Origin of the sequence: Halorientalis marina (assembly GCF_023028345.1) — an archaeon.
GTDB lineage: Archaea > Halobacteriota > Halobacteria > Halobacteriales > Haloarculaceae > Halorientalis > Halorientalis marina.
In genome coordinates this window covers 2584325-2609732 of sequence record NZ_CP095487.1, presented here as the reverse complement: position 1 = coordinate 2609732, position 25408 = coordinate 2584325, and the positions used below count along the sequence as shown (strand labels likewise).

General features: G+C 66.4%; 23 protein-coding genes. 11 read left to right on the top strand and 12 right to left on the bottom strand.

Annotated features, from left to right (window positions below):
* The first annotated feature begins 10 nt into the window (after positions 1-10).
* Together MUG96_RS13415 and MUG96_RS13410 are read left to right on the top strand one after the other, a co-directional pair.
* Positions 11-271 carry a hypothetical protein gene (locus MUG96_RS13415; RefSeq protein ID WP_246983527.1) on the top strand — a complete coding sequence of 87 codons (261 nt, stop codon included), beginning with the start codon at positions 11-13 and terminating at the stop codon, positions 269-271.
* A gap of 163 nt (positions 272-434) precedes the next feature.
* Positions 435-698 carry a DUF8028 family protein gene (locus MUG96_RS13410; protein WP_246983525.1) on the top strand — a complete coding sequence of 88 codons (264 nt, stop codon included), beginning with the start codon at positions 435-437 and terminating at the stop codon, positions 696-698.
* 17 nt (positions 699-715) lie between these two features.
* On the opposite strand, the gene MUG96_RS13405 is transcribed toward MUG96_RS13410, so the two are convergent.
* Entirely contained in the window at positions 716-1669 is a 954-nt protein-coding gene (locus MUG96_RS13405; RefSeq protein ID WP_246983523.1) for a DMT family transporter, read from the bottom strand.
* An 85-nt stretch (positions 1670-1754) separates the two neighbouring features.
* Positions 1755-4694: a DUF7282 domain-containing protein gene (locus MUG96_RS13400; protein ID WP_246983522.1), complete on the bottom strand. Its 2940-nt coding sequence runs from the start codon at positions 4692-4694 to the stop codon at positions 1755-1757.
* Between the two features lie 316 nt (positions 4695-5010).
* Between MUG96_RS13400 and MUG96_RS13395 the strand changes: the two genes are divergently transcribed.
* Positions 5011-5655, top strand: a complete 645-nt coding sequence (locus tag MUG96_RS13395; protein ID WP_246983520.1) for a ribonuclease H family protein — start codon at positions 5011-5013, stop codon at positions 5653-5655.
* Between the two features lie 188 nt (positions 5656-5843).
* A complete protein-coding gene (locus tag MUG96_RS13390) occupies positions 5844-6143 on the top strand; it encodes a pyridoxamine 5'-phosphate oxidase family protein (protein WP_246983518.1) in 300 nt (99 codons plus the stop codon).
* Positions 6144-6338: 195 nt separating this feature from the next.
* Here the strand turns inward: MUG96_RS13390 and MUG96_RS13385 are convergent, their stop codons facing one another.
* Positions 6339-8594 carry an NADP-dependent malic enzyme gene (locus tag MUG96_RS13385; protein ID WP_246983516.1) on the bottom strand — a complete coding sequence of 752 codons (2256 nt, stop codon included), beginning with the start codon at positions 8592-8594 and terminating at the stop codon, positions 6339-6341.
* 196 nt (positions 8595-8790) lie between these two features.
* On the opposite strand from MUG96_RS13385, the gene MUG96_RS13380 reads away from it, so the two are divergent.
* A complete protein-coding gene (locus tag MUG96_RS13380; RefSeq protein WP_246983514.1) occupies positions 8791-9288 on the top strand; it encodes a COX15/CtaA family protein in 498 nt (165 codons plus the stop codon).
* A 22-nt stretch (positions 9289-9310) separates the two neighbouring features.
* Here the strand turns inward: MUG96_RS13380 and MUG96_RS13375 are convergent, their stop codons facing one another.
* Positions 9311-10894: a replication factor C large subunit gene (locus tag MUG96_RS13375; RefSeq protein ID WP_246983512.1), complete on the bottom strand. Its 1584-nt coding sequence runs from the start codon at positions 10892-10894 to the stop codon at positions 9311-9313.
* A 164-nt stretch (positions 10895-11058) separates the two neighbouring features.
* Here MUG96_RS13375 and MUG96_RS13370 point away from each other — a divergent pair, with 164 nt between their 5' ends.
* Positions 11059-11766 carry a helix-turn-helix domain-containing protein gene (locus MUG96_RS13370; protein WP_246983511.1) on the top strand — a complete coding sequence of 236 codons (708 nt, stop codon included), beginning with the start codon at positions 11059-11061 and terminating at the stop codon, positions 11764-11766.
* A gap of 25 nt (positions 11767-11791) precedes the next feature.
* Here MUG96_RS13370 and MUG96_RS13365 read toward each other — a convergent pair whose 3' ends face one another.
* The 6 genes from MUG96_RS13365 to MUG96_RS13340 form a co-directional block, all read right to left on the bottom strand.
* Positions 11792-13039 (bottom strand): hypothetical protein, encoded by a 1248-nt coding sequence (locus tag MUG96_RS13365; protein WP_246983510.1) that lies wholly within the window; start codon positions 13037-13039, stop codon positions 11792-11794.
* Positions 13040-13201: 162 nt separating this feature from the next.
* Positions 13202-14539, bottom strand: coding sequence for a hydroxymethylglutaryl-CoA synthase (hmgB, locus tag MUG96_RS13360; protein ID WP_246983509.1), 1338 nt, complete (start codon positions 14537-14539; stop codon positions 13202-13204).
* A gap of 373 nt (positions 14540-14912) precedes the next feature.
* On the bottom strand, positions 14913-16634 hold the full coding sequence (locus MUG96_RS13355) for an Ig-like domain-containing protein (protein ID WP_246983508.1): 1722 nt from the start codon (positions 16632-16634) through the stop codon (positions 14913-14915).
* 782 nt (positions 16635-17416) lie between these two features.
* Complete coding sequence (locus MUG96_RS13350) at positions 17417-18004, bottom strand: DUF2150 family protein (RefSeq protein WP_246983507.1); 588 nt, start codon at positions 18002-18004, stop codon at positions 17417-17419.
* Between the two features lie 65 nt (positions 18005-18069).
* Positions 18070-18297 (bottom strand): hypothetical protein, encoded by a 228-nt coding sequence (locus tag MUG96_RS13345; RefSeq protein ID WP_246983506.1) that lies wholly within the window; start codon positions 18295-18297, stop codon positions 18070-18072.
* 91 nt (positions 18298-18388) lie between these two features.
* On the bottom strand, positions 18389-19231 hold the full coding sequence (locus MUG96_RS13340) for a TatD family hydrolase (RefSeq protein WP_246983504.1): 843 nt from the start codon (positions 19229-19231) through the stop codon (positions 18389-18391).
* A gap of 139 nt (positions 19232-19370) precedes the next feature.
* Here MUG96_RS13340 and MUG96_RS13335 point away from each other — a divergent pair, with 139 nt between their 5' ends.
* Entirely contained in the window at positions 19371-20411 is a 1041-nt protein-coding gene (locus MUG96_RS13335) for a sodium:calcium antiporter (protein WP_246983503.1), read from the top strand.
* Position 20412: 1 nt separating this feature from the next.
* Here MUG96_RS13335 and MUG96_RS13330 read toward each other — a convergent pair whose 3' ends face one another.
* Complete coding sequence (locus MUG96_RS13330; protein ID WP_246983502.1) at positions 20413-20859, bottom strand: NYN domain-containing protein; 447 nt, start codon at positions 20857-20859, stop codon at positions 20413-20415.
* 92 nt (positions 20860-20951) lie between these two features.
* Positions 20952-21098 (bottom strand): hypothetical protein, encoded by a 147-nt coding sequence (locus tag MUG96_RS13325; protein WP_246983501.1) that lies wholly within the window; start codon positions 21096-21098, stop codon positions 20952-20954.
* 223 nt (positions 21099-21321) lie between these two features.
* Here MUG96_RS13325 and thiC point away from each other — a divergent pair, with 223 nt between their 5' ends.
* From thiC to MUG96_RS13305, 4 genes are all read left to right on the top strand, one after another.
* Positions 21322-22785 carry a phosphomethylpyrimidine synthase ThiC gene (gene thiC, locus MUG96_RS13320; RefSeq protein ID WP_246983500.1) on the top strand — a complete coding sequence of 488 codons (1464 nt, stop codon included), beginning with the start codon at positions 21322-21324 and terminating at the stop codon, positions 22783-22785.
* A 44-nt stretch (positions 22786-22829) separates the two neighbouring features.
* Positions 22830-23993, top strand: a complete 1164-nt coding sequence (gene gcvT / locus MUG96_RS13315; RefSeq protein ID WP_246983499.1) for a glycine cleavage system aminomethyltransferase GcvT — start codon at positions 22830-22832, stop codon at positions 23991-23993.
* A complete protein-coding gene (gene gcvH / locus MUG96_RS13310) occupies positions 23990-24373 on the top strand; it encodes a glycine cleavage system protein GcvH (protein ID WP_246983498.1) in 384 nt (127 codons plus the stop codon). The genes gcvT and gcvH overlap by 4 nt, the downstream gene beginning before the upstream one ends.
* A gap of 63 nt (positions 24374-24436) precedes the next feature.
* Positions 24437-25330 (top strand): universal stress protein, encoded by an 894-nt coding sequence (locus tag MUG96_RS13305; protein WP_246983497.1) that lies wholly within the window; start codon positions 24437-24439, stop codon positions 25328-25330.
* Positions 25331-25408 lie beyond the last annotated feature (78 nt).

The following is a 25408-nucleotide window of genomic DNA, read 5'->3' as shown; positions in this document are numbered from 1 at the left end:
TTCAGTGCGTATGGACGAGAGCCAGTCGATCCTCAGCCACGGCGAACGCGAGATCGCGGCGATGCTCCGCGCTGGCCGGTCGGTCGAGGAAATCGCCGCCGAACGCGACGATCCCGTTCCCGTCGTCGAGAAGGCCATCGACCGTATCCGGGACAAGACCCGGCGGGCGCTCGTGACCCTCCTCCAGAGCCCCCACACCGACGCCGTCGCCGCCGACCTCGACGCCGAGGAGCGGTCCCGGCTTCGGACGGCGCTCGACCGCGCCGAATAAGCACCGTTTTCGCCGACAAACGACGGTGCGAGAACGCGTCATAAAACGTTTCGGCGGACGAGAGTCGACGGTAAAAGGTCCCTGACCCGCCCCCGTCGCCGTGAAACGAATTGAAAGCTCGGCCGGTTATATGTCACTACCGCTCGTGCTACCGTGTGAACCGATGTCCCCGCAAAGTCCCTCTCGTACCGAACTGTCGGGCGCCCTCGATAGCGACCTCCTCCCGTCGCTGAGCCGGTACGGCGCCGGCCTGAAGACCGGCATCACCAGCGTCGCGTTCTGGACGGCAATCATCCTCCCGTTCCTCCACGTTCCGCTGCTTTTGTCGGGACTCCAGCGCTCGTCGGTCCAGTTGGCCTTCGTCACCCTCGTCGCACTGAACGTCGTGGCCGTCCTCCTCGGGCAGCCCCACCGCCGGTCCGACTGACGCGGGTCCGCGCGCCCTCACTCCCCTCCGCCACCGTCGCCCCCGCCGTCGCCGAACACCGTCGCATCGAGCCGTGGCACCGCCGTCCGTAACGCCCGGCGCTTGACCAGCGCGAACCCGACGACGATCACGAGAAAGCCGACGACGGTGAACGCGTCGACGACTTCCCCGAGGAAGAGAAAGCCCGTCAGCGCCGCGAACACCGGGGCGACGTAGGAGACGAGGTTGATCTCGATGGAACCCAGCCGATCGAGGAGATCGAAGTAGAGCAGGAAGCCGACGGCGCTGGCCGCGACCGAGAGGTACGCGAGCGCGGCGACCCCCTCGACCGTCCACTGAATCGCACCGACCGACTCGGCGGGCAGCGCCGCGCTCGCGGCGTGCATGAGGACGGCCCCACCGACCATCGACCAGGCCTCCATCGTCTCGATTGGCAGGCCGGCGTCGAGGCGCTGTGTCAGCACGCTCCCCAGCGCGAACGACACCGTCGCGACGAACACCAGCCCCTTCGCGAGGACGCCGGCGGCCAGGAGGTTCGTCGGGTCCGGCCGTGCGATGACGACGACGCCACAGAGACCCAGGAGCAGGCCGAGGACGCCGACCGGCGTCAGCCGTTCCTCGGGAAGCAGCGCCCGCGCGAACCCGGTCGTCAGCACCGGCGAGAGGCTCACGATGACCGCGGCCGCGGCGCTGGTCGTCCCCTGCTCGCCGACGAACAGGAACGCGTGGTAGCTGGCGATCAACAGCGTCGCACCGACGGCGACGGCGCTCCACTCGCGACGCGTCCGCGGCCGCCAGCGGTCCGTCGCGGCCGCCGCGTAGCCGAGCATGAACAGCCCGGCGATATCGTAGCGGATCGCGGCGAACAGCACCGGCGGGAAGTACGCGAGGCCGGCCTTGATCGCCATGAACGCTGAGCCCCACAGCGCCGCGAGACAGAGAAACGACACGCCGTCACGATAGCTGGTCACGCCCGTCCGTACGTGGCCGCAGCCGTGTAGCTTTCGCTGTGCGGTCGAGAAAAGAGGAGAGGCGTGTCAGGGCGGCTGGACGACGTTACTCGTGGCGGCGAGCGGCCAGCAGCGCAGCTGCCAGCAGCGCGAGCAGGGCGATGCCGACCGTGAGGCCGGGCCCGGTCGTCGTCGTGGTTTCCTCCTCGTCGTCTTCCGGCGCGGTCGTCGTGTTCGCCGTGATTACCGTCGTGGTCGTCGTCGGCGGCGGCGATGTCGTCGTCGGCGGCGCGGTCGTCGTCGGCGTCGGCGTGCGGATCTGGATCGTCGCCGAGGCGTTCACCGCCGAGCCGTTGCTCTCGTAGGCCGGGTCGATGCCTTCCGAGAACTCGCCGTCGTCGTTGTCGTCGAAGTGCGGCACGGCGTATAGCGTCTCGCCGTCCTCGAGGTCGGCGTTGATCGAGATCCCGATGTTCTCGACCGTCCCGTTGTCGAGGAGGTCGCTGGTGCCGACGACGTCACCGGTGGGTGAGTCGCGGTGGATGGCGACGAAGCCGCCGTCGCTCGTGTCGACGGAATCGACCGTCACCTGCGTCCCGAAGGTGCTCTGTTCCTCGAACTCGATGGAAGCCGTCCGCGGCGGGAGGATGATCCCCGTCGTCGTGCCGTCGAAGCGCGAGGCTTCCGCCTCCCAGGAGGTGTTCCCGGGCTGGTCGGAGAAGTCGACCAGCGTCGAGAAGTTCCCGCCCTCGGAAACCGTCACCGTCGGATCCTTGAGGAACGGCGCGTCGTCCTCGGTGCCGCGCAGGCGGAGGCGAATTTCCGTGTTCGGCGCGACGGAGGTCTCGCCGGCGATCAACTGCTCGGGTTCGGCCCGGACCTCGATCACGTCGTCGTTGTTGGTCTCGAACTCCAGTTCACGCTCGACCATGTCGAACGTGTCCGTCACGGTGATCTTCTCGTCCTCGTCGGGAATCCCGCTCTCCGGACCGATGGTGTAGTTCGTCTCGTAGCTGTCGGTCCCGACCCCGAGGTCGTTGTCGTTGTCGCCACGGTCCATGTTCATCTGGTCCGTGTCGAAGAGCAGGTAGACCGAGCTGTTCCCGTTGTCCGGGATGACCGTCAGGCCGCCCCTGTCGGACGTGTCCTGGATGTCGAGGTGTTTCGGCTCCCGGTTGGCGTCGGGGTCTTCCTGCTCCATCCGGAAGGTGAAAGCGTTGGCCTCGACGACGTCGTCGCTGTCGTCGACCAGGTTCGCGAGCCCTTCACCGTAGTCGTCGCCGTCCGTCTCGGCTTCGAGTGCGCCGATGAGGCTACTCGATTCGACCTGATAGACCAGCGTATCGCCCTGTGCGATCTGGTCTGCCTCCGAAAGCAGTTCGTCCTCGTCGCGTGCCTCGAAGAACTCCTCCTGGTCGTCGATCTCGTTGAACGTGCGTTCGGGCGCTGTCCACGACTGGAGGTCGTCGTCGCCGGCTTCCTGGATGTTCATCGCGGCGACGGCCAGCTCCGTGTCGCCGACCGAGACGTTCACGTCGTAGAACGACGCGGCCAGCGGCGGCGAGCCGATCCCGTCACCGAGGCGGCTGACCGAGAGGATCTCGTCGTCGTCGTCGGCCAGCGAGTAGGCTCGCGCGATGTCCGGGTCACCGTCGTCGAGGTCGGTCGGGTCACCCTCTTCGAGGCTCTGCCGACCGGCGAGGTACGTGTTCACGCGGAGCGTCACGCGGTCGTCGTCGTCGTCGTCCTCGACCTCGACGGTCTCGTTGTACACCTGGCCGTCGTAGCCGAGGTTGATCTTCGCGGTGTCGGAGTTCTCCAGTTCGATGGGAATCTCGGCGACCCCACCCTGTGCCGTCTCGTAGACGCCGTCACCGAGGAACGACGCTTCGGCGTCCTCCGCCTGGCTGACAGTGATGGTCGCGTCGTCGTTGGCTGCCGTGTCGTTGACCTGGAACTCGAAGGTGTAGTCGTCGGACTCGATGTCCGAGAAGTCCAGGTCGCGCGTGTCGGAGGTGCCAGTGACTCGAATCGTGATCTCCTCGTCGTCGTCATCGTCGGGATTGTCGACGACCGTGAAGTTCGTGAAGATACCCTCCAACTCGTCACTGTCGAGACCGTCACTGGAGACCACCACGTCGTAGCCGCCCCGGTTCGAGTCAAGCGTGAACTCCGCGAGGTCTTCGGTAATCGTCTCCTCGTCGAACTCGGCCGAGAGGCTCTGGATCGTGATCTCCGCGCTCGCGTCGTCAGGGTTCGCGTTCTCGTCGACCGCCTCACCGTCCGAGTCGAACTCGACCGCGTCCCCGTTCTTGACGACGACGTAGTCACCTTCGAGTTCCTGACCGCCGCCGACACTCGCGGTGTCGATGACCGCTTCACCGTTCTCGTCGAGCGTGATATCCGAAATGAAACTCTCGATATCACCGTCGTCGACCTCACGGAGCTGGTACTCCGCGTTCGGATCGTCGGCGTTCTTGAGGAACAGCTTCTGTCCCTGCCAGTACGGGCCGCCGTTGGAGGTCCACGTCTCGTCCGCTTCGCTGAGGCGCACGCGGTCGCTACTGCCGACGATGGAGTACGTCTCGGAGAAGCTGTCGATGCTGTCGTCGTTCGTGTCGAGGTAATCGACCGACGCCGAGTGACTGCCCGACTGGTCGTTGTCGACGTTGTCGATGTCGACGTTCACGGTGTCACCAGGAGCGACCGTCTGGGCGCTACTCAGCGTGATGTCCACCGTTTCGCTGCCAGTCGATACCGACCCGACGCTGCCGACACTGACCGACACGTCACCGCTGTCAACGTCGCTCGCGTCGGCGCCGCTCCCGAGGTCGACGTTGATGTCCTCTAGATCACCCGAAGATTCGAGGGTAGCGTCGAGCTCGTAGGTTACGTCTGTCGCACCGTTCTGGTCGTCACTGAGTGTGACGCTCGTCGAGTTCGCTGCAGCCGCGGTTCCGGCGAACGCCACGGTCGTACCCACCGCGGATACCACCAGTAACGCCGTCAGGAACAAGCTGCGGAGTTTGTCTCGTGTCTGTGTCATGGTTTGCGGGGAGTGCCCTTCTGTTCCCACCGTTCACCCGTTTGCGGGCGTCAGCCCAACCGAACGGAGGGCATCTCGTACCCTGGGCGAGGGCTCCACTGAGTGGATGTATGGCCTGTAATAAATCCCTTCTGGAAACTAAAAACGGAGTCGTGCCGTCGTGAGACAGCCGAAAGTGCCGTCTCTGGCCCTCCTTACTCTGCAATTTTCGCCGTGCCGCTCGTGGACACCTCGCTCCGGGCGTCGACCCTCGTCAGCCCCGCGTCAGACTCGCGTCGGACCACATCTTTAAATTCCCGCCCCGCCAACTGCGTGTATGGCCGCTTACGGCCGGCCGTCCCTTCGGGACTTGTTCGACGAGTCGCCGACGCCACACATCGCACACCCCCCTCGCACCCACCACCGCGATTATTATCTCGCCACCGACGGTTCCTACAGAGCCGTCAGTGGCGGGTGCGAACCGGGCGAACCGTCCGGTGGTCTCGGGGTCGTTATCGAGACACGCGACGGCGAGCGCGTCGCGCGCCTCTCCGTCGAGGACCACGCGCCCGACAACAACGTCGCCGAGTACCGGGCCCTGCATCTCGGCCTCGACGTGCTCGCCGACCGCGCGCCCGACGACGCGCGTGTCGGACTCCTCATCGACCACGACGACCTCGCCGGGAACGTCAATCAGGCCATCCTCGCCTCGCGTGGCCCCACCTGGGAGTCGCGCGTCTCCGTCCCCGGCGGGACGGGCAACCACTGGCGCGGCATCCGCGCCCGTATCCGCGGCCTCGGGAACGTCCGCGCCGCGCGCATCCCCAGCGACGTGAACCCTGCACACCCACTCGCCAACGCGCCCGACCAGTACGCACACGTCAACCGCGAGCCCGAACGGTGCGTGTTGCCCAGCGACCTCGCCGACACCTCCGAGCAAGTCCCGCCACCGTCGCGGTCCGACCGTGGGGCCTCGGATTGACCGGTGGATCCGGCACCGGTCCCCCGGGCCGACGGCGGCCGGCCGCCGACACCACCAGATTTACTGGGTACCGCCCCTTATAAGTGAGAGTCCGCCGTCTTGACAGCGACGAGATCGACAACATCCTCGTCAGGAGAGGCATCGGTGTTATCGCGATGGTCGACGACGGATAGCCGTACGCGATCCCGATGTCGTTCGGATACGACGCCGACCGGATGGTGTTCCCGATGCAGTGGGGCGGCGGTCAGCAGAGTCGGAAAGGCCAGGCCGTCGATTCGAACCCCAACGTTTGTCTCACCGTGTACGAGCAGGACAGCGACGACGCGGCGATCTGGCGAAGCGTCGTCGTGATGGGCGAACTGTACGAGATACCCGACGATCAAACCGAGCGGGCGTACGCGAGTCTGGCCGCGAACGCGGAGTCCCTCCCGATTTCGGCGTCTGGGGTGTTCCGCTCGAAGATGTCGAATTCCGGCTGTTCGGGTTGAGCAACGCCGACTACACCGGGCGCGAGTTCGCGGCGGAATACGAGGGCTGGGACTGACCGGGTCGCGTTCGAGACGCCGGTATCCGCTCAGTCTGTGTAGTCCGACTCCGCCTGCACACGTCCGCACGAGCGACTGAAAACACGAACGGTGAGCACCGTCGACCGGCGAGTATCCCACTCGTGGTCGGCCGGGCCGCTACTCCTCGTTTTGAGCGTCCACCACCGCGACGCTGGCGAGGTTCACGATGTCTTTGACCTCGTCGCCGCGCTGGAGGACGTGGACGGGTTTGTCCATGCCGACGAGCATCGGACCGATGGCTTCGGCACCGCCGAGGCGCTGGAGGAGTTTGTAGCCGATGTTGCCGGCTTCGAGGTTCGGGAACACGAGGACGTTCGCGGCCTCTTCCAGTTGGGAGAACTCGTAGGTGCCGTTGAGGATGTCGTCGACGACGGCGGTATCGGCCTGCATCTCGCCGTCGACCGGGAAGTCGACCTCTGGGTCGTCGTGGAGCATCTCGGTGGCCCGCCGGACTTTCCGCGTGCCCTCGTTGTCCACCGAACCGAAGTTGGAGTAGGAGAGCATCGCCGCGCGCGGTTCGATGTTGAACCGACGGGCGAGGTTGGCGGTGTGTTTGGTGACCTCCGAGAGCACCTCCTCGTCCGGGTCCTGATTGACCGTCGTGTCCACGCAGAAGACGACCCGGTTCTTGAACGTGAGCATGTAGACGCCGGCCGCGTAGTTGGCGTCGGCGGCAGTGCCGACGATCTGCAGCGGCGGTTTCAGCGCCGACGGGTAGTTGTGCATCAGCCCCGTCAGCATCGCGTCGGCGTCACCCATCTCGACCATGACGCTCCCGAGGTAGTTGCCGTCCTGGATCAGTTCCTCGGCTTCGCGACGCGTGATCCCTTTCCGCTTGCGCAGGTCGTACAGCCGCTCGGCGTAGGGATCGAGGTTCCCCTCGTTGGGGTCGACGATCTCGGGGTCGAAATCCAGCGCGAGCGTCTCCATGATCGCCCAGATTCGCTCGCGGTCGCCGATGAGGATCGGCTCGGCGATGCCCTGATCGACGAGCTGGTGGGCCGCCCGGATCATCTTCTCGTCGTCGCCCTCCGCGAGGACGACACGTTTGGGCTCGCTCTTTGCCTTGTTGAGGACGACCCGCATCATCTCGCGGGACTTCCCGAGGCGGGCCTCTAGCTCCTCGACGTACTCCGCGGTGTCGATCTCGCGGCGGGCCGCGCCGCTGTCCATCGCCGCCTGCGCGACCGAGGGCGCGACCTCGAAGAGGACGCGCGGGTCCAGCGGCTTCGGGATGATGTACTCCGGCCCGAACTGGAGCGGCTGATCGCCGTACGCTTTCACCACCGCGTCGGGCACGTCCTGCCGGGCGAGGTCGGCCAGCGCTTCGGCTGCGGCGACTTTCATCTCCTCGTTGATCTCGGTCGCGCGGGCGTCCAGCGACCCCCGGAAGATGAACGGGAACCCGAGCACGTTGTTGACCTGATTGGGGTAATCGGAGCGCCCCGTCGCCATGATGACGGTGTCGTCGCGGGCCTGCTTGGCTTCCTCGTAGCCGATCTCGGGGTCGGGATTTGCCATCGCGAAGATGATGGGGTCGTCGGCCATCCGCCGGACCATGTCCCCGTCGACGATGCCACCGACCGAGAGGCCGACGAACACGTCCGCGCCGTCCATCGCCGTCGCGAGGTCGCCCTCGGGCACGTCGCGGGCGAACTCCTTTTTGAAGTCGTTCACGTCCTCGTTCTCCGCGCGGGTCTCAGTGATGATCCCCGATGAGTCACACATCGTGACGTTCTCGCGGCTGACGCCGAGGGAGACGTAGAAGCGGGCCGAGGCGATGGCGCTCGCGCCCGCACCGGAGAAGACGATCTCCAGCTCCGAGAGGTCTTTCCCCGCGATATCGGCCGCGTTCAGCAGTGCCGCCCCGGAGATGATGGCGGTGCCGTGCTGGTCGTCGTGGAAGACCGGGATGTCCATCTGCTCGCGGAGTTTCTCCTCGACCTCGAAACACTCCGGGGCCTTGATGTCCTCCAGGTTGATGCCCCCGAACGTCGGTTCCATCGCCGAGATCGACCGGATCATCTCCGTCGTGTTCTCCTCGTCGAGTTCGATGTCGAAGACGTCGATGTCGGCGAACCGCTTGAACAATACTCCCTTCCCTTCCATCACTGGCTTCGAGGCCTGTGCGCCGATGTCACCGAGTCCCAGGACGGCCGTCCCGTCGGAAACGACACCGACGAGGTTCCCCTTCGCCGTGTAGGAGTAGGCGTCGTTGGGGTTGTCGCGGATCGCCCGACAGGGCGCCGCGACCCCCGGCGAGTAGGCGAGGCTCAGATCCCGTTGTGTGTTGGTCGGCTTCGTCGTCGAGATCTCGATCTTCCCAGGCGGATCCTCCCGGTGATAGTCGAGCGAATCCTCGTCTAGTCCCATGCTCTTATGCCCCCCGCCCACGGTAAAAAGGTAACCGAAACCGACATTCGACGATTGCCGTTAGTCGGCTTCGGACGCCCGCATTCGGCTCCGCTGAGCGAGCTCGGCGCTCGCAGTTTCCGCTCCTCCCAGCGTCGTTCTCGCCCGCCGGGAACGAAAAGGCGGGTTCAAGTACCCGGAGTCCCGAGGCCGAGATATGCGATTCGGCTTCCGCCACCTCGCGGCCACGACCACCGGCCTCACTTTCGGACTGATCCTCCTCGGGGTGTACACGGGGGCGATCGGTGCTGGCCTCGCCTGCGAGGCCCGCTGGCCGCTCTGTGACGGCTGGATGGGCCTGTTCCCCGCGACGTGGCCGAGTTTCGTCGAGTGGTTCCACCGCTTCGTCGCCATGATCACCGGCTTCGCCATCCTCGGGACGGCCGCTGCCGCCTGGCGCGGTGGCTACGAGAAGCGGGTCCGCTACGGGTCCGTCGTCGCGCTCGCCGTCCTCCCCGTCCAGGTCCTGCTCGGTGCCAACACCATCTGGTTCTACGGCCCGACCGCGCAGGTCCTCCACCACACTGCCGCGCTGACAATCCTCGTCTCGCTGGTCGCGACCACCGTCTGGGCCTTCGAGTCCGCGCCCGCGGAGACCGCCGCCGATGCGGCTGACGCCGACGCCGACACGAGTTCCGGCCCGGTCCGGCTCTAATCGCGGCCCTGGAACCCGCGGCTCACATGAAGTCGCCCAGTCCCGACTGCTGGTCCTCCGCGGCGGCGTCGGCTTCGTCGTCGGCGTCCCCGTCTGCCTCCTCCTGCGCCGCACCGTCGTCCGACCCGTTCGCGTCGTCCGATTCCGTCCCCGCGCTCGCCGCGAGCGTCGCCTGTCCGTCGCCGTCCGAATCGTTCGCGTCGTCCCCGTCACCGCCCGAATCGCCCGCGTCGTCCCCGTCGCCGTCCGCATCCGCCACCGCGTCCCCGCCGTCGCTCTCGTCCGTCTCGCTGCTCGCGCGCCCGCCCTCGAACGCGCCGCCGGAGGCCTCGACGGCCGCCTCCTCGCGGAGCCGTTCGGCGTCCTCGACGATGGACTGGACCTTGTTCGTGTCCTCGCCGGACCCTGTGATGAGGGAGACGTGGTCGGCGTCGAGGTCGTAGCGAGCGGCCATCGCGACCGTCAGCTCGCGGTTCTTGCAGTGGTGGGTCATCGTCGCGAGGTAGGGCATGACCTCGCGGCGAGCCGTGCTCATGCTCACGCCGCCCTCCGCGGCGATCTTGCGAGCCACGTAGTCGCGCGTGTTCCGCGTCCCCCGCGAGCGCCCGAGTTTCGACCAGTAGCTCGGCGGGCCGTACCGCGTCCAGCCGCCCTTCTTGCCTTCGCGGGCGGCCGCCACGCCCGCGGTCATGTTGTCCGTGGCGTACCGCCAGTAGGTGTAGTCCTGTGTCGCCCGCACGCGCCCGAGCCAGCGGTCGGCGTTGGCGAGGAAGTCGTAGGCCCGCGCCAGTTCCCCCCCTTCGTAATCCTTGGGCATGTTGTCCTCGATCCAGTTGATGAGGTCGTCGGGCGTCTCGTCCACGTCGTAGGCCGTCTCCAGGGCCTCCTGTGCGCCCGCCTCTTTGATGACCGTATCGAGGTAGTCGAACACGCCGTGGGTGCGGTCGCGCTCGCCCGTCGCCACGTCCTCCTCGCGGAGTTCGTCCCGGCCCTCGGCGAGGGCCTGCAGGTCGTTGACCGCCCCGCGGAGGTCGCCGCTGTTGGTCTCGGCGATGGCCTCCAGCGCCGCGTCCTCGAAGGCGATGTCCTCCTGCCGACAGAGGTCACGGAGAACGGGAACGATGGAGCGTTTGCCCACGTCGCGGAACTCGATTTCCTGGCACGCGTTCCGGACGCCGTTGGACATCTCGTAGTAGTCGTTGGCGATGAGGACCATCGGCTGGTCGGACTCCTTGACGATGGACGTGACGGCCTTCGAGCCGCCGCGGTCGACGTTGCCGTGGAAGTTGTCGGCCTCGTCGACGATGATGAGCTGGTGGCCGCTCCCGCCGAGCGTGGCGTTTTTCGACGCGCGTCCGGCCAGCCGCTCGATGTCGTCTTTCGTCCGGGAGTCGCTGGCGTTGAGTTCGATGTGGTCCCACCCCATGTCGCTGGCGAGTGCGTGGGCCGCGGAGGTCTTCCCGATACCCGGACTGCCGTGGACGATGACCGCCTCGCGGTGCTGGTCCCAGGTGTCGGCCCACTCCCTGAGCGCGTCGCGGGCCTTGTCATTGCCCCGGACCTCCGCGAGGGTACTCGGTCGGTACTTCTCCGTCCAGTCTGCCATTACCGATGGCAGGCGTGGGCCGCGTTTAGTGGTTGCGGAGCGGCCACTCCGTGACGTCACTACGAGTCAACCGATTCGCCTTTTCCATCGGCACGTCCCCTCCAGTGGAATCGCCACGGAAAGTCTCGCGTAGCTTTTAGTGGGCCGGCGCCTGCAGGCGTGGTATGGCACGAGGGCCCCGTCGGGAACTGGCCGAGAAGATCGCCGGCGAGATCACGCTCAGCGACGACCCGGGGGCGACCCTCCGGAAGTGGCGGACGGACTTCGACGTGTCCCAGACCGAACTGGCCGACTCCCTCGACGTCTCCTCGTCCGTCATCTCCGACTACGAGAGCGGGCGGCGACAGAGCCCCGGTATCGGCGTGGTCAACCGCATCGTCCAGGCCCTGCTCGACATCGACGAGCGCCGCGGCGGGGGCCGCATCCGCCAGCACGCCCGCGTCCTCTCGGCGGGGTTCGACAGCGACATCGTCCACGCGCTCCGGGAGTACCCGGCCACCATCCCGCTGGAGCGGTACTACGACGCCATCGGCGCCGTCGAGATTGTCGGGGGGACACAGGACACCGTCGCGGGCCACACCGTCATCGACAGCATCGAGGCGATCACGCGCCTCTCCAGCGAGGAGTTCTACCGGCTCTACGGCCAGTCGACGAACCGGGCGCTGGTGTTCACGAGCGTCACCCGCGGGGAGTCGCCGCTGGTCGCCATGCGCGTCGTCACGCCGACGCCCAACGCCGTCGTCCTCCACGGCCTCGACGAGGACGACGTCTGGGAACACGCCGCTGACCTCGCCCGTATCGACGGCTTCTCGCTCGCGGTCGCCGACGGCGACCTCTCGACGATGCTCGACGGGCTCGACGACCTGCCCTGACGGGACTGCTGGCGCCTCGTCCCCGTCAGCCCGACCCGCACACTTCGTGCTGGTAGTAGCCCGACCCTGCGAGTCCGTTCGCGTTAATCTCGCTCGCGGTCGCGTCCGAGAGGAACGCATCGCGGGGATGCGCGGTCGGCGTCAGCCACCCCTCGTCGGTGTGGAGACTGCCGTCCACCTCGCCGACCACGTTGTGGAGCAGTTCGTGCGTGATGACGTGGACGCGTGGCGAGACCTCGCGGTCGAAGTCCGCCTTCTCGGTCAGTTCGACGTAGTTCTCGTTGCGCTCCGTGTCGACGTAGGCGGCGTAGCCGGGCGCGCTCCCCCGACCGGCGAGCGTCTCTCCCTGCACCTGTCCGACGACGACCTGGTGGTACCGACAGGACCGTTCGCCGAGGAACTGCGGGGTGTAGAACCGCGTGATCTCGTCGTCCCCGCTGCCCGCGTACGTCGTGTCCCCGTCGATCAGGCCGCCCTGGGGTCGCTGATCGTCGATGTGGAGCGTGATCCCCTGTGAGCCGTCGGGGTTGTCGACGGGCATCGACGCCCAGACCTCCCGCAACTGCCGCTTCTCGGTGGCCGAAAGCGGTGCCGTGCCGCTCCCGTAGTTGATCTGGACGTACAGGTCCATTCGCTGTGGGTTCGCGTCCGGGAGCTGGACCCCGTCTGGCGTCTCGCCGGCGCGTTCCCAGCTGTCCTTCAGGCGGTCGCCGTCCGTATCGGGCGTCGGTCGCTCGTACTCGGCGCCCCGGTACTCGTCGTGCTGATCGACGGAAGCGTCCGCCGAGAGGATCTGGAGGGCGTCCCGCTCGGTCTCGCTCAGGATGTCGCCGGTCCCGTTGCCGGCCACGACGTCGCTCGTGTTCGCGACGCCGCTGCTATCGCTGAGGTCGCCGATGACGTACGGGAGCGCCCAGACTGAGCCGATGAGAAAACAGATGGTGAACCCGAACGCGAAGGCGGCCTTTCCGATGGGCGTACTAGGTGTCACCTTGTCGAACGCCCACCGCGTGCGCGGGCCGGCGCGCCGCGAGATCGCGTAGAGGACGCGCGCGGTCGACAGCCCGATCAGGATCGTCACGGTCGCCGTCACGAGGAAGATAACGCCCAGAAAGACCGGCTGTGGGAGCGTGACGCTCGCCCACGTCACCGCGTCGACGAGGACCGCGAGCCCAGGGTCGAGCAGGAACGCCAGTTCCGCCGGAAAGACCAGAGACGAGAGGGCGAAGACGAGGAGGACCCCGACCGATACCTTCTCTACGAGACGAGCCATGACCCACAGTTTCGTGCCCCCGGTTTTGAATCTCCCGGCGAAATCACTATTTTTGATAACAACCTGCCGTTACACGGACTGACCGGCACCGCTAGGTCGCCGCAGTCAGGCGGTTTCCCGCTCGCCCGGGCTCGTTCGGCGAGGTTCGTACGTACGAGAATCCTACTCGACGTAGCGGTACTTTCGCTCGCCCATCCGGCCCCAGCCGTCGAAGGCGAACTCCGAGTCGGGCGTGGTGAACTCCTCGGCCTCGGTCTCCTTGTCGTGGTTGTGGACGTCGTGGACGTGTTCGTACTCCTCGAAAGTGAGCGAGTACCGGTCTTCCAGTCGCGACTCGATCTCCAGGGCCTCGATCTCCTCGCGCCAGCCGGGTTGGATCGTCTCCGCGTGAATCTCGGCCTGTGCGCCGCTCCCGTAGGAGCCGACGAGCAGGCGCTTGCCGGTCAGGTCATGGCCCTCCTTTGCCAACTGCCAGAGCCCGCTGGCGCGGGCGACGTGGACCGAACCGGTGTACCAGTTGCCTACCTCGCGGGCGATGGCGAGCGTCGGCTCGATGGTGTCCTCGTACCAGTCCAGGTACGCCTGCGTGTCCTTCAGTTTGTCAGTGTACTCCTTGATCGCGTCGAGATACGCCTCGTCGCTCTCGACCTCCTCACGCCGGGGCTGGCGCCCGATCTCCGCGGCGAGTTCGTCCTCGATCTCCGTGTCGCGGATGGCGTGTCGGAAGCCGAGCAGTGCGGCCTTCCGGACCATCCCCGGGAAGGGCGTGTGGAAGGGAATGAGCTCGAAATCGTCGGGGTGAATCGCGCCCGCGACGGACTCGAAGTCCTCCAGCGCCTCCCGCATCCGGGCGAGGTAGACCTGTACCGAACGCTTGCCGTCGACGCTCGGGAACTGCTGGTTCGGCTTGAGGAAGTCCGTCTCGTCGGCGCTGCCGTAGCCCTGCTCGGCCGATAGCTCCACGAGGTCGGGGTCCTCGCTCACGAGCATCGCCACCGCGCCCGCGCCCTGGGTGGCTTCGCCCGGGTCGCCGCGGGCGTACAGCGCCGTGTCGGTGGCGACGACCAGCGCCGACCGCCCACGATTTCGCCCCGCGCGAATCCAGTTGTACGCGTCGTCGACGCTCTGAGTGCCCGCCACGCACGCGAACTTCCGTTCGCCCTTGTTCGCGTGGTGGAAGTCCCCGTCGAGGACCTCCTCCAGACAGCCCGCGATGTACGTCGAGACGGGTTTGGAGTTGTCGAACGCGCTCTCGGTCGCCACGTCGATGCGGCCGATGTCGTCGGGTTCCAGCCCCTTTCGCTCCATCAGCCGATGGGCCGCGTTCGCGCCCATCGTCACGATGTCCTCGTAGGCGTCCGGGAACGAACTCCGCAGGAGGCCCAGCCCCTTCGTGTACTTTCCGGGGTCCTCCCCCATCGCGGGCGCGAACGTCTCCGCGAGGTCGAGTTCGAGGTTCCCGGTCCAGATCTCGATCGCATCGATACCTACCGACTTCATACCCTCGATTCCGGCGACCAGCTATAAGTCATTGTCGTCTAAACCATCGACGATCGTCGAAATTCTCGTTTCGATTCGCCTGTACGAGTGGGCCCGTTCCCGACGGGGGTCGGGGCCGGACTGATCGTGCATCTTGGCGTTGACGGGAAGGATGGGACATGGTAGTGCACTCTTTTCCGTACTCACCGACTCGCCGACGACGGCGACCTGCCGGTCGGTTCTCTGAACCTTTCCACCGGCTTGGACTTGACGCCCGTCGTTCGCCCCGTGGCAACGCTCCGATCCGACACGTCAGGCGCGGTGGATGCAGTGTGCCTCCACATGAGGAGACGGGAACCTGGGTCCGGCCAATAGTTCTAACGACTGAGGTCCATCAGACATCTACCGTCGCTTGGTCCGAGCCGGTGTTACCGTCGGTGTCAGAGACCGTTATTTCGACGGTGAAGGTCTCTTCAGGATCGTTGTTCCCCCGCAGCGATACCGTCGTCATGTAATCGGTGAGAGAGGCGCTGTCGCCGCTGATATCGTCTGCTGTATCGGTGTAGACGGGATTGCCGTCCTCGTCGCGGACCTCGATGTCGACACTCGTCAGTTCGTTCCCGTCACCCACTGGATCGGAGAAGTCGGCGTCGAGCTGAATTTTTCTGGAGTTCCCCGTTTCTCCGGCGTCGGTGATGGTCACCGACGGATTGTCAGCTCCGCCTCCGTTCCCACCGTCACCGCTGCCGGGTTCGCCCGGCCCGACCTCCGTCCCGAGGGCGGTAATCGTCGGATTGTCGATGAGCCATTCGTCATTGGCGTTGTCCGCACCGATCTGCCGGAACCGGAGCGAGAAATTGTCGTGGATCGCGTCCGACCCAAGTCGCGCGGTGCGCACTTCCCCTGGATTCGTACCGGTCAACGGAAGACTGTCTGCCGTCACCCACGACCCGCTCCCGGTAAGGTACTCGACCCTAAGCCCGCCGTTGCCGTCGCCGATGTCCCCGACGTCACTTTCCTTGACCCAGTACTGGAGGACGACCGACTCGCCGCCGGTCGTGTCGTAGCCGGTGGTCACGATCCCACCGTCGTTCCCTCCTTCAAGCACGACCGCGAACGATCCGCTATTGCTATTCTGGGAGGACTGCTCTGGGTCGTCACCCTCGAAGTTCCCGAACACGCCGTAATCGCCTAGGCCTGACTCGAAGTCGACTGCTGAGGGTGTCGAGACCACGAGTGTGTCGCTCGTCCCACCGCTTTGAGTTACGAGCGTCGTGTTCCCGGTCGACGGTCGGAACTGGACGGTTGTTCCCGCGACGCCGCTTTGGGTCGCGTTCAGCCGTTCGAGCACTCTAACGAGATTCGAGTCGCCAGTCCCGAACCCGACTGGTGCGGCTACCTGTGCGGGGTCAGTCGTCGCCTGAAGCGTCACGTTGCACGGGAACGAATCGCAGACCTCGGCGCTTGAGCCGGTCGGCCCTGGTACGGACGTGGTATCCGTCCAAAACAAGTCGTAGGAGGCTTGGTTCGTACTGCCCGATCGGGGGGTGACAGTGTACTCGACACTCAAGTCTCCTGGTTCGCCGCCGTCGAACGACGACTGGTTGAGCGCCGACTGCGGTCTGGTGATGCTCACGTTCACGAAATCGCGCGTATCGGAGTTGACGCTCGCGCCCTTTGTACGGTACACGAATTCGGCCCGTCCATCGTCGTCGGTCGTCGCGTTTATTTCTGCAAGACTGGCTACGCTGTCGTCCGTGTCCGTACTCGCGTTCACTGTCACGCCGCTTATTGGGTTGTTGTACCGGTCGCGGACCTCCACGACGAGACGATCACTGCCGCCCTCGGTGACCGTGCCGCCCCCTTCGATGTCGGTCACGTACGCTGCCTCTCGCCCCCGTACCCGTGAGCCGACGCCGACCTTGGCCATCCGGAGATCATACTCAGTGTCCGCCGGTAGAGTGATTTCCAGTAGACCGAACTCTCCGGGCGCACCGTTCGGATCGACCGTCACGTCGCTCCGCTCGATGTCGGGTTCGGGAGTGAGTAACTGTCTCCATTCTGACTCAGACAGGCGGGTCGGTGCGGTAAGTGTGAGCGGGTGGCTCTCGTTCATGACGCTTACGACTCGGTCGGAACTGCTGACAGGCCGAACGTTGACGGTGTAACTGCTGGTCTGTGCCCGACTCAGTGAGCCGTTCAACGACACCAATGTGATCGTCCGCTCATCGATCAGCAATTGGTCTCCCACTGTGACGCTCCGATCACGCCGGTGATTGAACAATACCGTGTGTGCATAACTCGTCGTTGGGGCACTCTCGTAGACGTTGTAGTTCGACACGTAATCCAGCGCTCCAGTGTCGTAGGTGCGTGCCGTACCGTTCCAAAAATCGCCGGTTTCGCCGTCAGCAGTCGCGTTTCGGACAGTCAGGTTCAGCGATTCGTTCCCGATCCCAACTGTTCTCAACGAACCGGTCGCGGGCCCCGGGTTTTGTGCGATGAGTCGACTGGGATACCTCGTTCCCAGACTCACCGCGACCGACCGACCATTATCCCCGCCCACGCTCGAAACGATCGCGTTCCGGACCTCCTGAAGCTCTTGTTGCGCCTGCTGATTGTGGTTAAACTCGACCCGTTCGTTCTGTGTGGGAACGACGAACGCCTGATAGCTCGCGAACGCGACCACTAGAATTCCGAACAGCAACACAGCGCCGATCTGGATGGCCTGGCCGCGCTCGTCGAACCCGGAGAGCATTCAAAAAGGCTTGGATACCTGCGTTGAAATATATAGCGGCCGACTTACTCGTGGATATCCGCGCCCGCGGTCGGATCGTTCACCATCGGTCGGCCGTGCTCGGGACGCCCCGGCCCGCCGCCCCCGTCACCGCCAGGCCGCCGCTACTCTTCGCCCTCTTCGACGACTTCGGGGTCGCGCATCGCGGTCTGGAGGGAATCGAGCCCGTTGACCCACTCCGCCACCAGCCCGAACTCCAGTTCCTCGGCCAGCTCCATCGAGAGCTCGTCGCCGTCGATGATGCGCGTCCCCGCCTGGGCGCAGTAACCGAGTGCCGCGTCGGGGTCCTCCTCGGCCTCCGCGTCGGCCGCGGCCTGGATGTACTCCTCGATGGTCCCGTCCTCGGCGACGCCGCCGGCGACGTACTCCTCGGCCGCGTAGAAGACACAGACGAGCGAGGTCTGGACGCCGTCGACGAGCATCAGTTTCTCCTCGTCGTCGATGTTCACCTCGTCGAGGACGATCTCGCGCACGTCCGTCAGCTCCTCGAGGGTCTCCTCCTCGTCGAGCTGCTCGTCGTCGTAGGCCGTGAGAATCTTCGCGATTGCGATGGCCGTGTCGTCCTGTAAGTTGAGTAAGAGCCGCGCGGAGTCCTCGTCCTCGGGGTCGATCTCCTCTTCGCTGATGCGCTCGATCCAGTTCTGCCAGCGTTCCTCGGTGTAGAATTGCCCCGGCGGTTCGCTCTCGCTCATACCTCCCCCTATGTACGGCCGGGGTTATGACTTTCCCTCTCCTCGGCGACGGGAACCGAGCCCGGTCAGTCGTCGACGTCCGCGTACAGCCGCAAGAGCCCGCAGTTCGGGCACATCTTCGTGTTCACGTCCAGTCGCTCTTTGTCCTCGAGGGACATCGTGTCGACGACGCCCAGGGACTGCAGGAGTTCCTCCTGGTAGTTCGTCACCTCCACGTAGCCACCCCCCTCCGCGGTGTTGAACTCGACGGCCTCCAGTTTCACCCCGCAGTCCGGGCACCGTCTGCGCTCCATACACGTCTCTTCACGCTCGGTCAGAATGAGTGTTATGACCGAACAGCCAGCCGTCCGACGGGCGGCACGCGCTCGTCAGTCCCGTAGATAGCTACTCCAGCGTCGCCTCGGTGTCGATACCGTACACTCGGGCCGGCGTCTCGACGTGGGCGCGCTCGACGGCCTCCTCGTACCCTTCCTCTAGCAGCCAGCGGACGCGGCGCGGGACCGTCTTCGGGCCCAGCACGGCGCCGGGGCGGTCCGGGTCGTCGATGAAGTCCGTCTCCATCAGGAACGGGTCGTCGCGCTCGGCGGCCGCCGCGAGGTCGTCCTCGTTGCTCAGGACGCTCGCTATCGGCCCCTCGACGTGGCTCCCCGAGTAGTGTTTGACGACGCGCTCGCGCGGGAGGCCGCGGTCCTCGGCCCACTCCGCGACTTCGGTGAAGTCCTCGCCGCCCTCGGTGTGAAGCTGGACAGCGGAACCGACCTCCGCGCCGAGCTCGAAGGCGTGTTTCATCACGTCGTTGGCGGCCGTCCACACGTCGTCGTCGACGTCGTAGTGCGGGCGGCCGGATTTCAGCGCCAGCGCCGGCCCGTCGGCGACGTATTCGGCGGCCACGTCGAGGCCGGCCTGCATCAGGTCGCGGGCCTCCTCGACGGCGAAACCGCGGTCTAGCAACTGCGAGATCAGCGCCGGGTGGACGCCGAGGACGGGCCAGGCCCGCCCGTCGAGGACCTCGGTGGCGTCCTCGACGGCCGCGACGGTCAGGTCGAACACCTCCCGGAAGTCATCCTTCGCCTCGACGTCGACCCCGAGCAGCCACGAGGGCTTGTTGAGCACGAGGAGATGCGTCCCGCCCAGCGACGCGAAGTCCTCGACGGCCGCGGTGTTGCGACCGTTCACCGGGTCGAGATGGAGGTGATTGTCTAGCACCGGCCGGTCGAGTTCGTCCATACGGCAAGGCCCGACTGCCGGCGGCAAAAACCGTTCGTCTCCGTGGCTGTCGGTGCCCCAGTCCGCAAGCACCGCTTCCTCGTCGACGGAGCGCCGTCCCCCGGAACGGATTTGTGTCCGCCGTGAGGTAGGTTCGGACATGAGCGAGGTCGCCGCGTCGGTGTCGCTGCTCGATGTCGGGATCATCGTCGTCACGACCGGAGCCATCTGGATCGGGAGCGGGTGGCTGGAGACGACGAGCGAACGGCTCGCGGCCATTTACGGCCTCCCGGAAGTCGTGCAGGGGGCCATCATCGCGGCCGTCGGCTCCAGTTTCCCCGAACTCGCGTCGGTGGTGTTCGCGGCGGTGTTGACCCAGCAGATCGAACTCGGCGTCGGGGCCATCGTCGGGTCTGCCATCTTCAACATCCTCGTGGTGCCCGCGCTCTCGGGGATCGCGGCCGAGGACGACATCGAGGCCAATCGGACGCTGGTCTACAAGGAAGCCCAGTTCTACATGCTCGCGGTCTCGGTCCTCGTCATCACCTTCGCGCTCGCGGTGATCTACTACCCCGATACCTCGCCGGGAGCCGCCGACCTCGCGGGGTTCATCACGCGCCCGCTCGCGGCCATCCCGCTCGCGCTCTACGGCCTCTATCTCTTCATCCAGGTGCAGGACACGGGTGACTACGAGGCTGGGGACCCGCCGACGGATGTCGACCCGCGGCGACAGTGGGGCTTTCTGATCGCCGGATTGATCGTCATCCTGGTCGCCGTCGAGCGCCTGGTCCACTCCGTCGATCTGATCGGCCAGGCGCTGGGCGTGCCGGGGTTCATCATGGGCGTCACGATCATCGCGGGGGCGACCAGCCTCCCGGACGCGCTGGTGAGCATCCGCGCGGCCCGCGACGAACGCGGTGTCGCCTCGGTCGCGAACGTCCTCGGGTCGAACACCTTCGATCTGCTCGTGGCGATTCCCATCGGCGTGCTCATCGTCGGGCGCGCTTCTATCGACTTCGCGATGGCGGTCCCGATGTTCGCGAGCCTCACCGCAGCGACGATCCTGCTGTTTACCGTCCTGCGGACGGACCTCGCACTGACCTCCCTCGAAGCGTACGTGCTCCTCGTCGCGTACGTCGGATTCGTCGCGTGGGTCCTCCTCGAAGCGTCCGGCGTTATCGTGGGTATCCTGCCGGCGTGACTCAATCCAGCGTCACGGCATCGTGGGCGGCCGTCCGGAGCGCGTCGGAGCGGCCGTACTCTCCGGGTGCGATGGCGAAGGTCCGCACGTTCCGCCGCGCAGCGAGCTCCACGACCGGCTTGAAGTCGGTGTCGCGGGACGCGATCGCCAACACGTCGAGGCCGTCGTCGGCGACGAGCGCGGTCGCGTCGACTGCGAGTTTCACGTCGACGTCGCCACTCGTCGTGATCACCTCGAAACCGTTGGCCTCGGCCGCCTGTACGAGCCCCGGCGAGGCGTGTTCGTCGAGGTACAACCGCGTGACCGCCAGTCGGCCCTTCTCGCCGGCGACCGCCCGGAGGTCCGCGAGGTCGACGTCGAACTCCGACCGGAGGACGTTCGGCCCGTCGACGAAGAGTCCGACTCGCTCGTCCGTTCGCCCGCCGACCAACCGACCGAGCCATCCCATACTCCCCACTCACGGCCCGGGGACTTAATCGGTCCGCGTACTCCCCGCAGCCGTCGCTGACCGAACGACGAACGGGAGAAACGAACGGCCGATCAGGAGAGGTCGGGTACGAGCGGTGCCTCGGACTCCGCGCCGTCCGCCTCGTGACTCTCGGCGGCGACGGGCTCGCCACCGTCCGCGCGGACGCTCGTGGTTGGCATCTCGGGCACCATCGGTTCGATCTCGGCAGACCGGTTCATTCTCATCCCTACCTGCGGCGTCCATAGATATAAACCTTCATGATTTATCCTGATATAACGAACGGGCACCGCCAGGTCGATATACATCTAATATACGGGTTACCACGGACGAATTTTACCACTAATGCTGACAAATGCCGATAAAAAATTGCGAACGTACGATTCGTCCACGGGCCTGCCGCGTATGCCCAAGCTATATTAGTGGATAATATAACTGTATTGTATGCCGAAGACGCAACTGGAGCGTGCACGCGACGGCGAGATCACGGCGGCGATGGAACGAGTCGCGAAGCGTGAGAACCGCGACGCGGCGTTCGTCCGCGACCAGGTCGCCACCGGGCAGGCGGTCATCCCGGCGAACCACGGCCACGAGTCGCTCGATCCGATGATCATCGGCCGGGAGTTCGCGACGAAGGTCAACGCGAACATCGGCAACAGCGAGACCACGAGCGATCTCGACGGGGAACTCGAGAAGCTCCACACTGCCGTCCACTACGGCGCCGACACCGTGATGGACCTCTCGACGGGCGAGCGCCTCGACGCGATACGGGAGGCCAACGTCGAACACTCCCCGGTTCCGGTCGGGACGGTTCCGATCTACGAGGCGGTCAAACGCGCCGGCGACCCGGCCGACATCACGCACGAACTACTGCTCGAGGTGATCGAGAAGCAGGCCCGGCAGGGCGTCGATTACATGACCATTCACGCGGGCGTGCGCATGGCGCACCTCCCGCTGACCGACGGTCGCAAAACCGGCATCGTCTCCCGTGGCGGCTCGATCCTCGCGCAGTGGATCGAGGAGAACGGGATGGAGAACCCCCTCTATACGAAGTTCGAGGAGATCTGTGAGATCTTCCGCGAACACGACGTCACGTTCAGCCTCGGGGACGGCCTCCGGCCCGGCTGTCTCGCCGACGCGAGCGACGAGGCACAGTTCGCCGAACTCGAAACCCTGGGCGAACTCACCGACGTCGCGTGGGACCACGGCGTGCAGGTGATGGTCGAGGGACCGGGCCACGTCCCGATGGACGAGGTGGCCGACAACGTCGAGCGCCAGCAGGACGTCTGTGACGGCGCACCCTTCTACCTGCTCGGCCCGCTCGTGACCGACGTGGCACCGGGGTACGACCACATCACGAGCGCGATTGGCGCGACCGAGGCCGCCCGCGCCGGCGCTGCGATGCTCTGTTACGTCACCCCGAAAGAACACCTCGGCCTCCCCGAAGAGGGGGACGTGCGCGACGGGCTGGCGGCGTACCGCATCGCGGCCCACGCGGGCGACGTGGCTGCCGGGAAACCGGGCGCCCGCGACTGGGACGACGCCCTCTCGGAGGCCCGCTACGAGTTCGACTGGCGCCGCCAGTTCGAGCTGGCCCTCGATTCCGAGCGGGCCCGCGAGTACCACGACCAGAGCCTCCCCGGTGACAACTACAAGGACGCCCGCTTCTGCTCGATGTGTGGGGCTGACTTCTGCTCGATGCGGATCGACCAGGACGCCAGGGACGCCGACGGCGAGGGCGAGATGGGCGACCGCGACCGCCAGCGGACCGATCTCGACGAGTCGGCGGCCGCCGAGGTCAATCTGCCGCCGGCGGGGACACACGACACGAGCGCCGTGCCGGACCTGCCGGCGGCCCTGAAATCGGACGGCGACGACGCCGCCGAGGCGAACGAGGCCGACGACTGACCGACAGCGGAAGAGTTAGGTCGCTGGCAGGGGGTCGAACACGTATGCCACTGCGGACGCCGCCCCTGCGCGAGCGCCACGCCGACCGCGGTGCGAGCTTCACCGAGTTCGGCGGCTGGGATATGCCCGTCGAGTTCGACTCCATCCGGACCGAACACGCCGCTGTCCGGGAGTCGGCCGGCATCTTCGACGTGTCACACATGGGCGAGACCGCCGTCGCCGGCCCCGACGCCGAACGGCTGACCCAGCGCCTCACCACCAACGACGTGACCGCGCTCGACCCGGGCGAGGCCCAGTACGCGATGCTGACCGACGATGACGGCATCATCGTCGACGACACTGTCGTCTATCGGCTCCCCGAGGCGCGGGACCACGAGCTCCTCTTCGTCCCCAACGCCGGCCACGACGCCGAGGCCCACGACCGCTGGACGACCTACCGCGACGAGTGGGGGCTGGACGCGACCGTCTACAACGCCACCGAGGACTACGCCATGTTCGCCCTCCAGGGCCCCGACGCCGAGGCCCTGCTCGCCGAGGCTGTGGCCGGCGACGCGGCCGAGGACGGGCGCTCCGACGGCGACGCTGCCACCGTCCGAGACCTCCCGCGGTTCGGCATCACGGAACTGGCCGTCGCCGGCGTCGACTCGCTCGTCGCCCGCACCGGCTACACCGGCGAGGACGGCTTCGAGTTGCTCGTCCCGTGGGACGACGCCGGGACCGTCTGGGACGCGTTCGCCGATTCGGGAGACGAGGACGCCGACGACTCGGGCGTCCAGCCCTGCGGCCTCGGCGCCCGGGACACCCTCCGCATCGAGATGGGCTATCTCCTCTCGGGGCAGGACTTCGACCCCGAGGACGAACCCCGGAACCCCTACGAGGCCGGCGTCGGTTTCACGGTGAAACTCGACACGGAGTTCCTGGGTCGGGACGCGCTGGAACGGGTCCAGGCGGAAGGGGTCGACGAGAAACTCGTCGGGATTCGACTCATCGACCGCGGCGTCCCACGGCACGGGTACGACGTGACGAACACCGACGGCAAGGTCATCGGAACCGTCACGAGCGGGACGATGAGTCCGACGCTGGAGGAACCCATCGGCCTCGCCTACCTCCCCGTCGCGTACGCTGACCCGGGGACGAACGTGCGAGTAATGGTCAGGGGCGAGTCGAAAAAGGCACAAACACGGACGTTGCCCTTTCTGGATAGATGAACTTCGCAATCCCCGAGGACTGTCGGTACCTGGCGACCCACGAGTGGGCGAGACCCGAGGACGGGACCGTTCGGGTGGGTATCAGCGACTTCGCACAGGACGAACTCGGCGACGTGGTCTTCGTCGAACTCCCCGACGAGGGCACCGAGATCACCGCCGACGAGGAGTTCGGCGTCATCGAGAGCATCAAGGCCGTCTCGGACCTGTACGCGCCGGTCTCGGGCACCGTCACGGCCGTCAACGACGACCTCTTCGACGCGCCGGAACTGGTCAACGAGGACCCCTTCGGCGACGGCTGGATGCTCGAATTCGACCCCGCCGACGAGAGCGAACTCGACGACCTGCTCTCGCCCGACGAGTACGAGGACCAGATCGCCTGAGCGGTTCTCGGCGTGGGGGAACGTCGGCCGTGACTTAAGTACCCCGCTGTGGTAGTATCACCCATGTACGACAGCATCCTGATTCCGACCGACGGGAGCGAGCGAAGCCGCCGCGCGGCCGCCCACGGGATTTCCCTCGCCGCTACCTACGGCGCGACCGTCCACGCGCTCAACGTCATCGACACCGGCGCGCTGGAAATCGGTGATTTCACCAACCTCGCACAGGTTCACGAAGCCCTCGAGACACAGGGGGAGGCCGCGACCGGCGCGATCGCGGAACTGGCGGCCGTCCACGACCTCGACACCGTCTCGGCCGTCCGCGACGGTACGCCCGCCCGCACCATTCTCCGGTACGCCGAGGAGGAGGACGTCGACCTCGTGTCGATGGGGACCCACGGCCGCACCGGCCTCCGGCGGACCCTGCTCGGCTCGGTCACCGAGCGGGTCGTACGGAAGGCCGAGCGACCGGTCCTGACCGCCCATCCCGGCGAGGAGGAACCGGACACGGACTACGACCGCATCCTCGTCGCGACCGACGGCGGCCCCGAGTCGCGTGCGGCCGCCCGCGCTGCCATCGACTTCGCGGCGCGCGTCGACGCCGAGGTAGTCGCCTTCTCGGTGATCGACACGACGATCACGCGGGAGAGCGCGTTCGTCAACGCCCTCGAGGGGAACAGCCACGACGCGGTTCGACGCGTCGCCGACGAGGCCGCCGAGCGGGACGTGGCAGTCGAGACGGCCGTCAGGGAGGGGTCCCCGGCCGAGGGCATCGTCGACTACGCCGAGGATCACCGGATCGACTTCGTCGTGATGGGGACCCACGGTCGGACGGGCCTCGACCGGTTCCTCACCAGTAGCGTCGCCGAGCGGGTGATCCGTCACGCCGAGATGCCGGTCCTGACCGTCCGGGGTGACGTGGTCGAACCCCTGGAGGAGGCGGCCGACACCGAGGAGTGAGGGCGCCGAGTCGCGGCGACCGTCGGTACTCCGTCGACCGTACCGGGAGAATCTTAAACACCGCGCCGTTACGCTTCT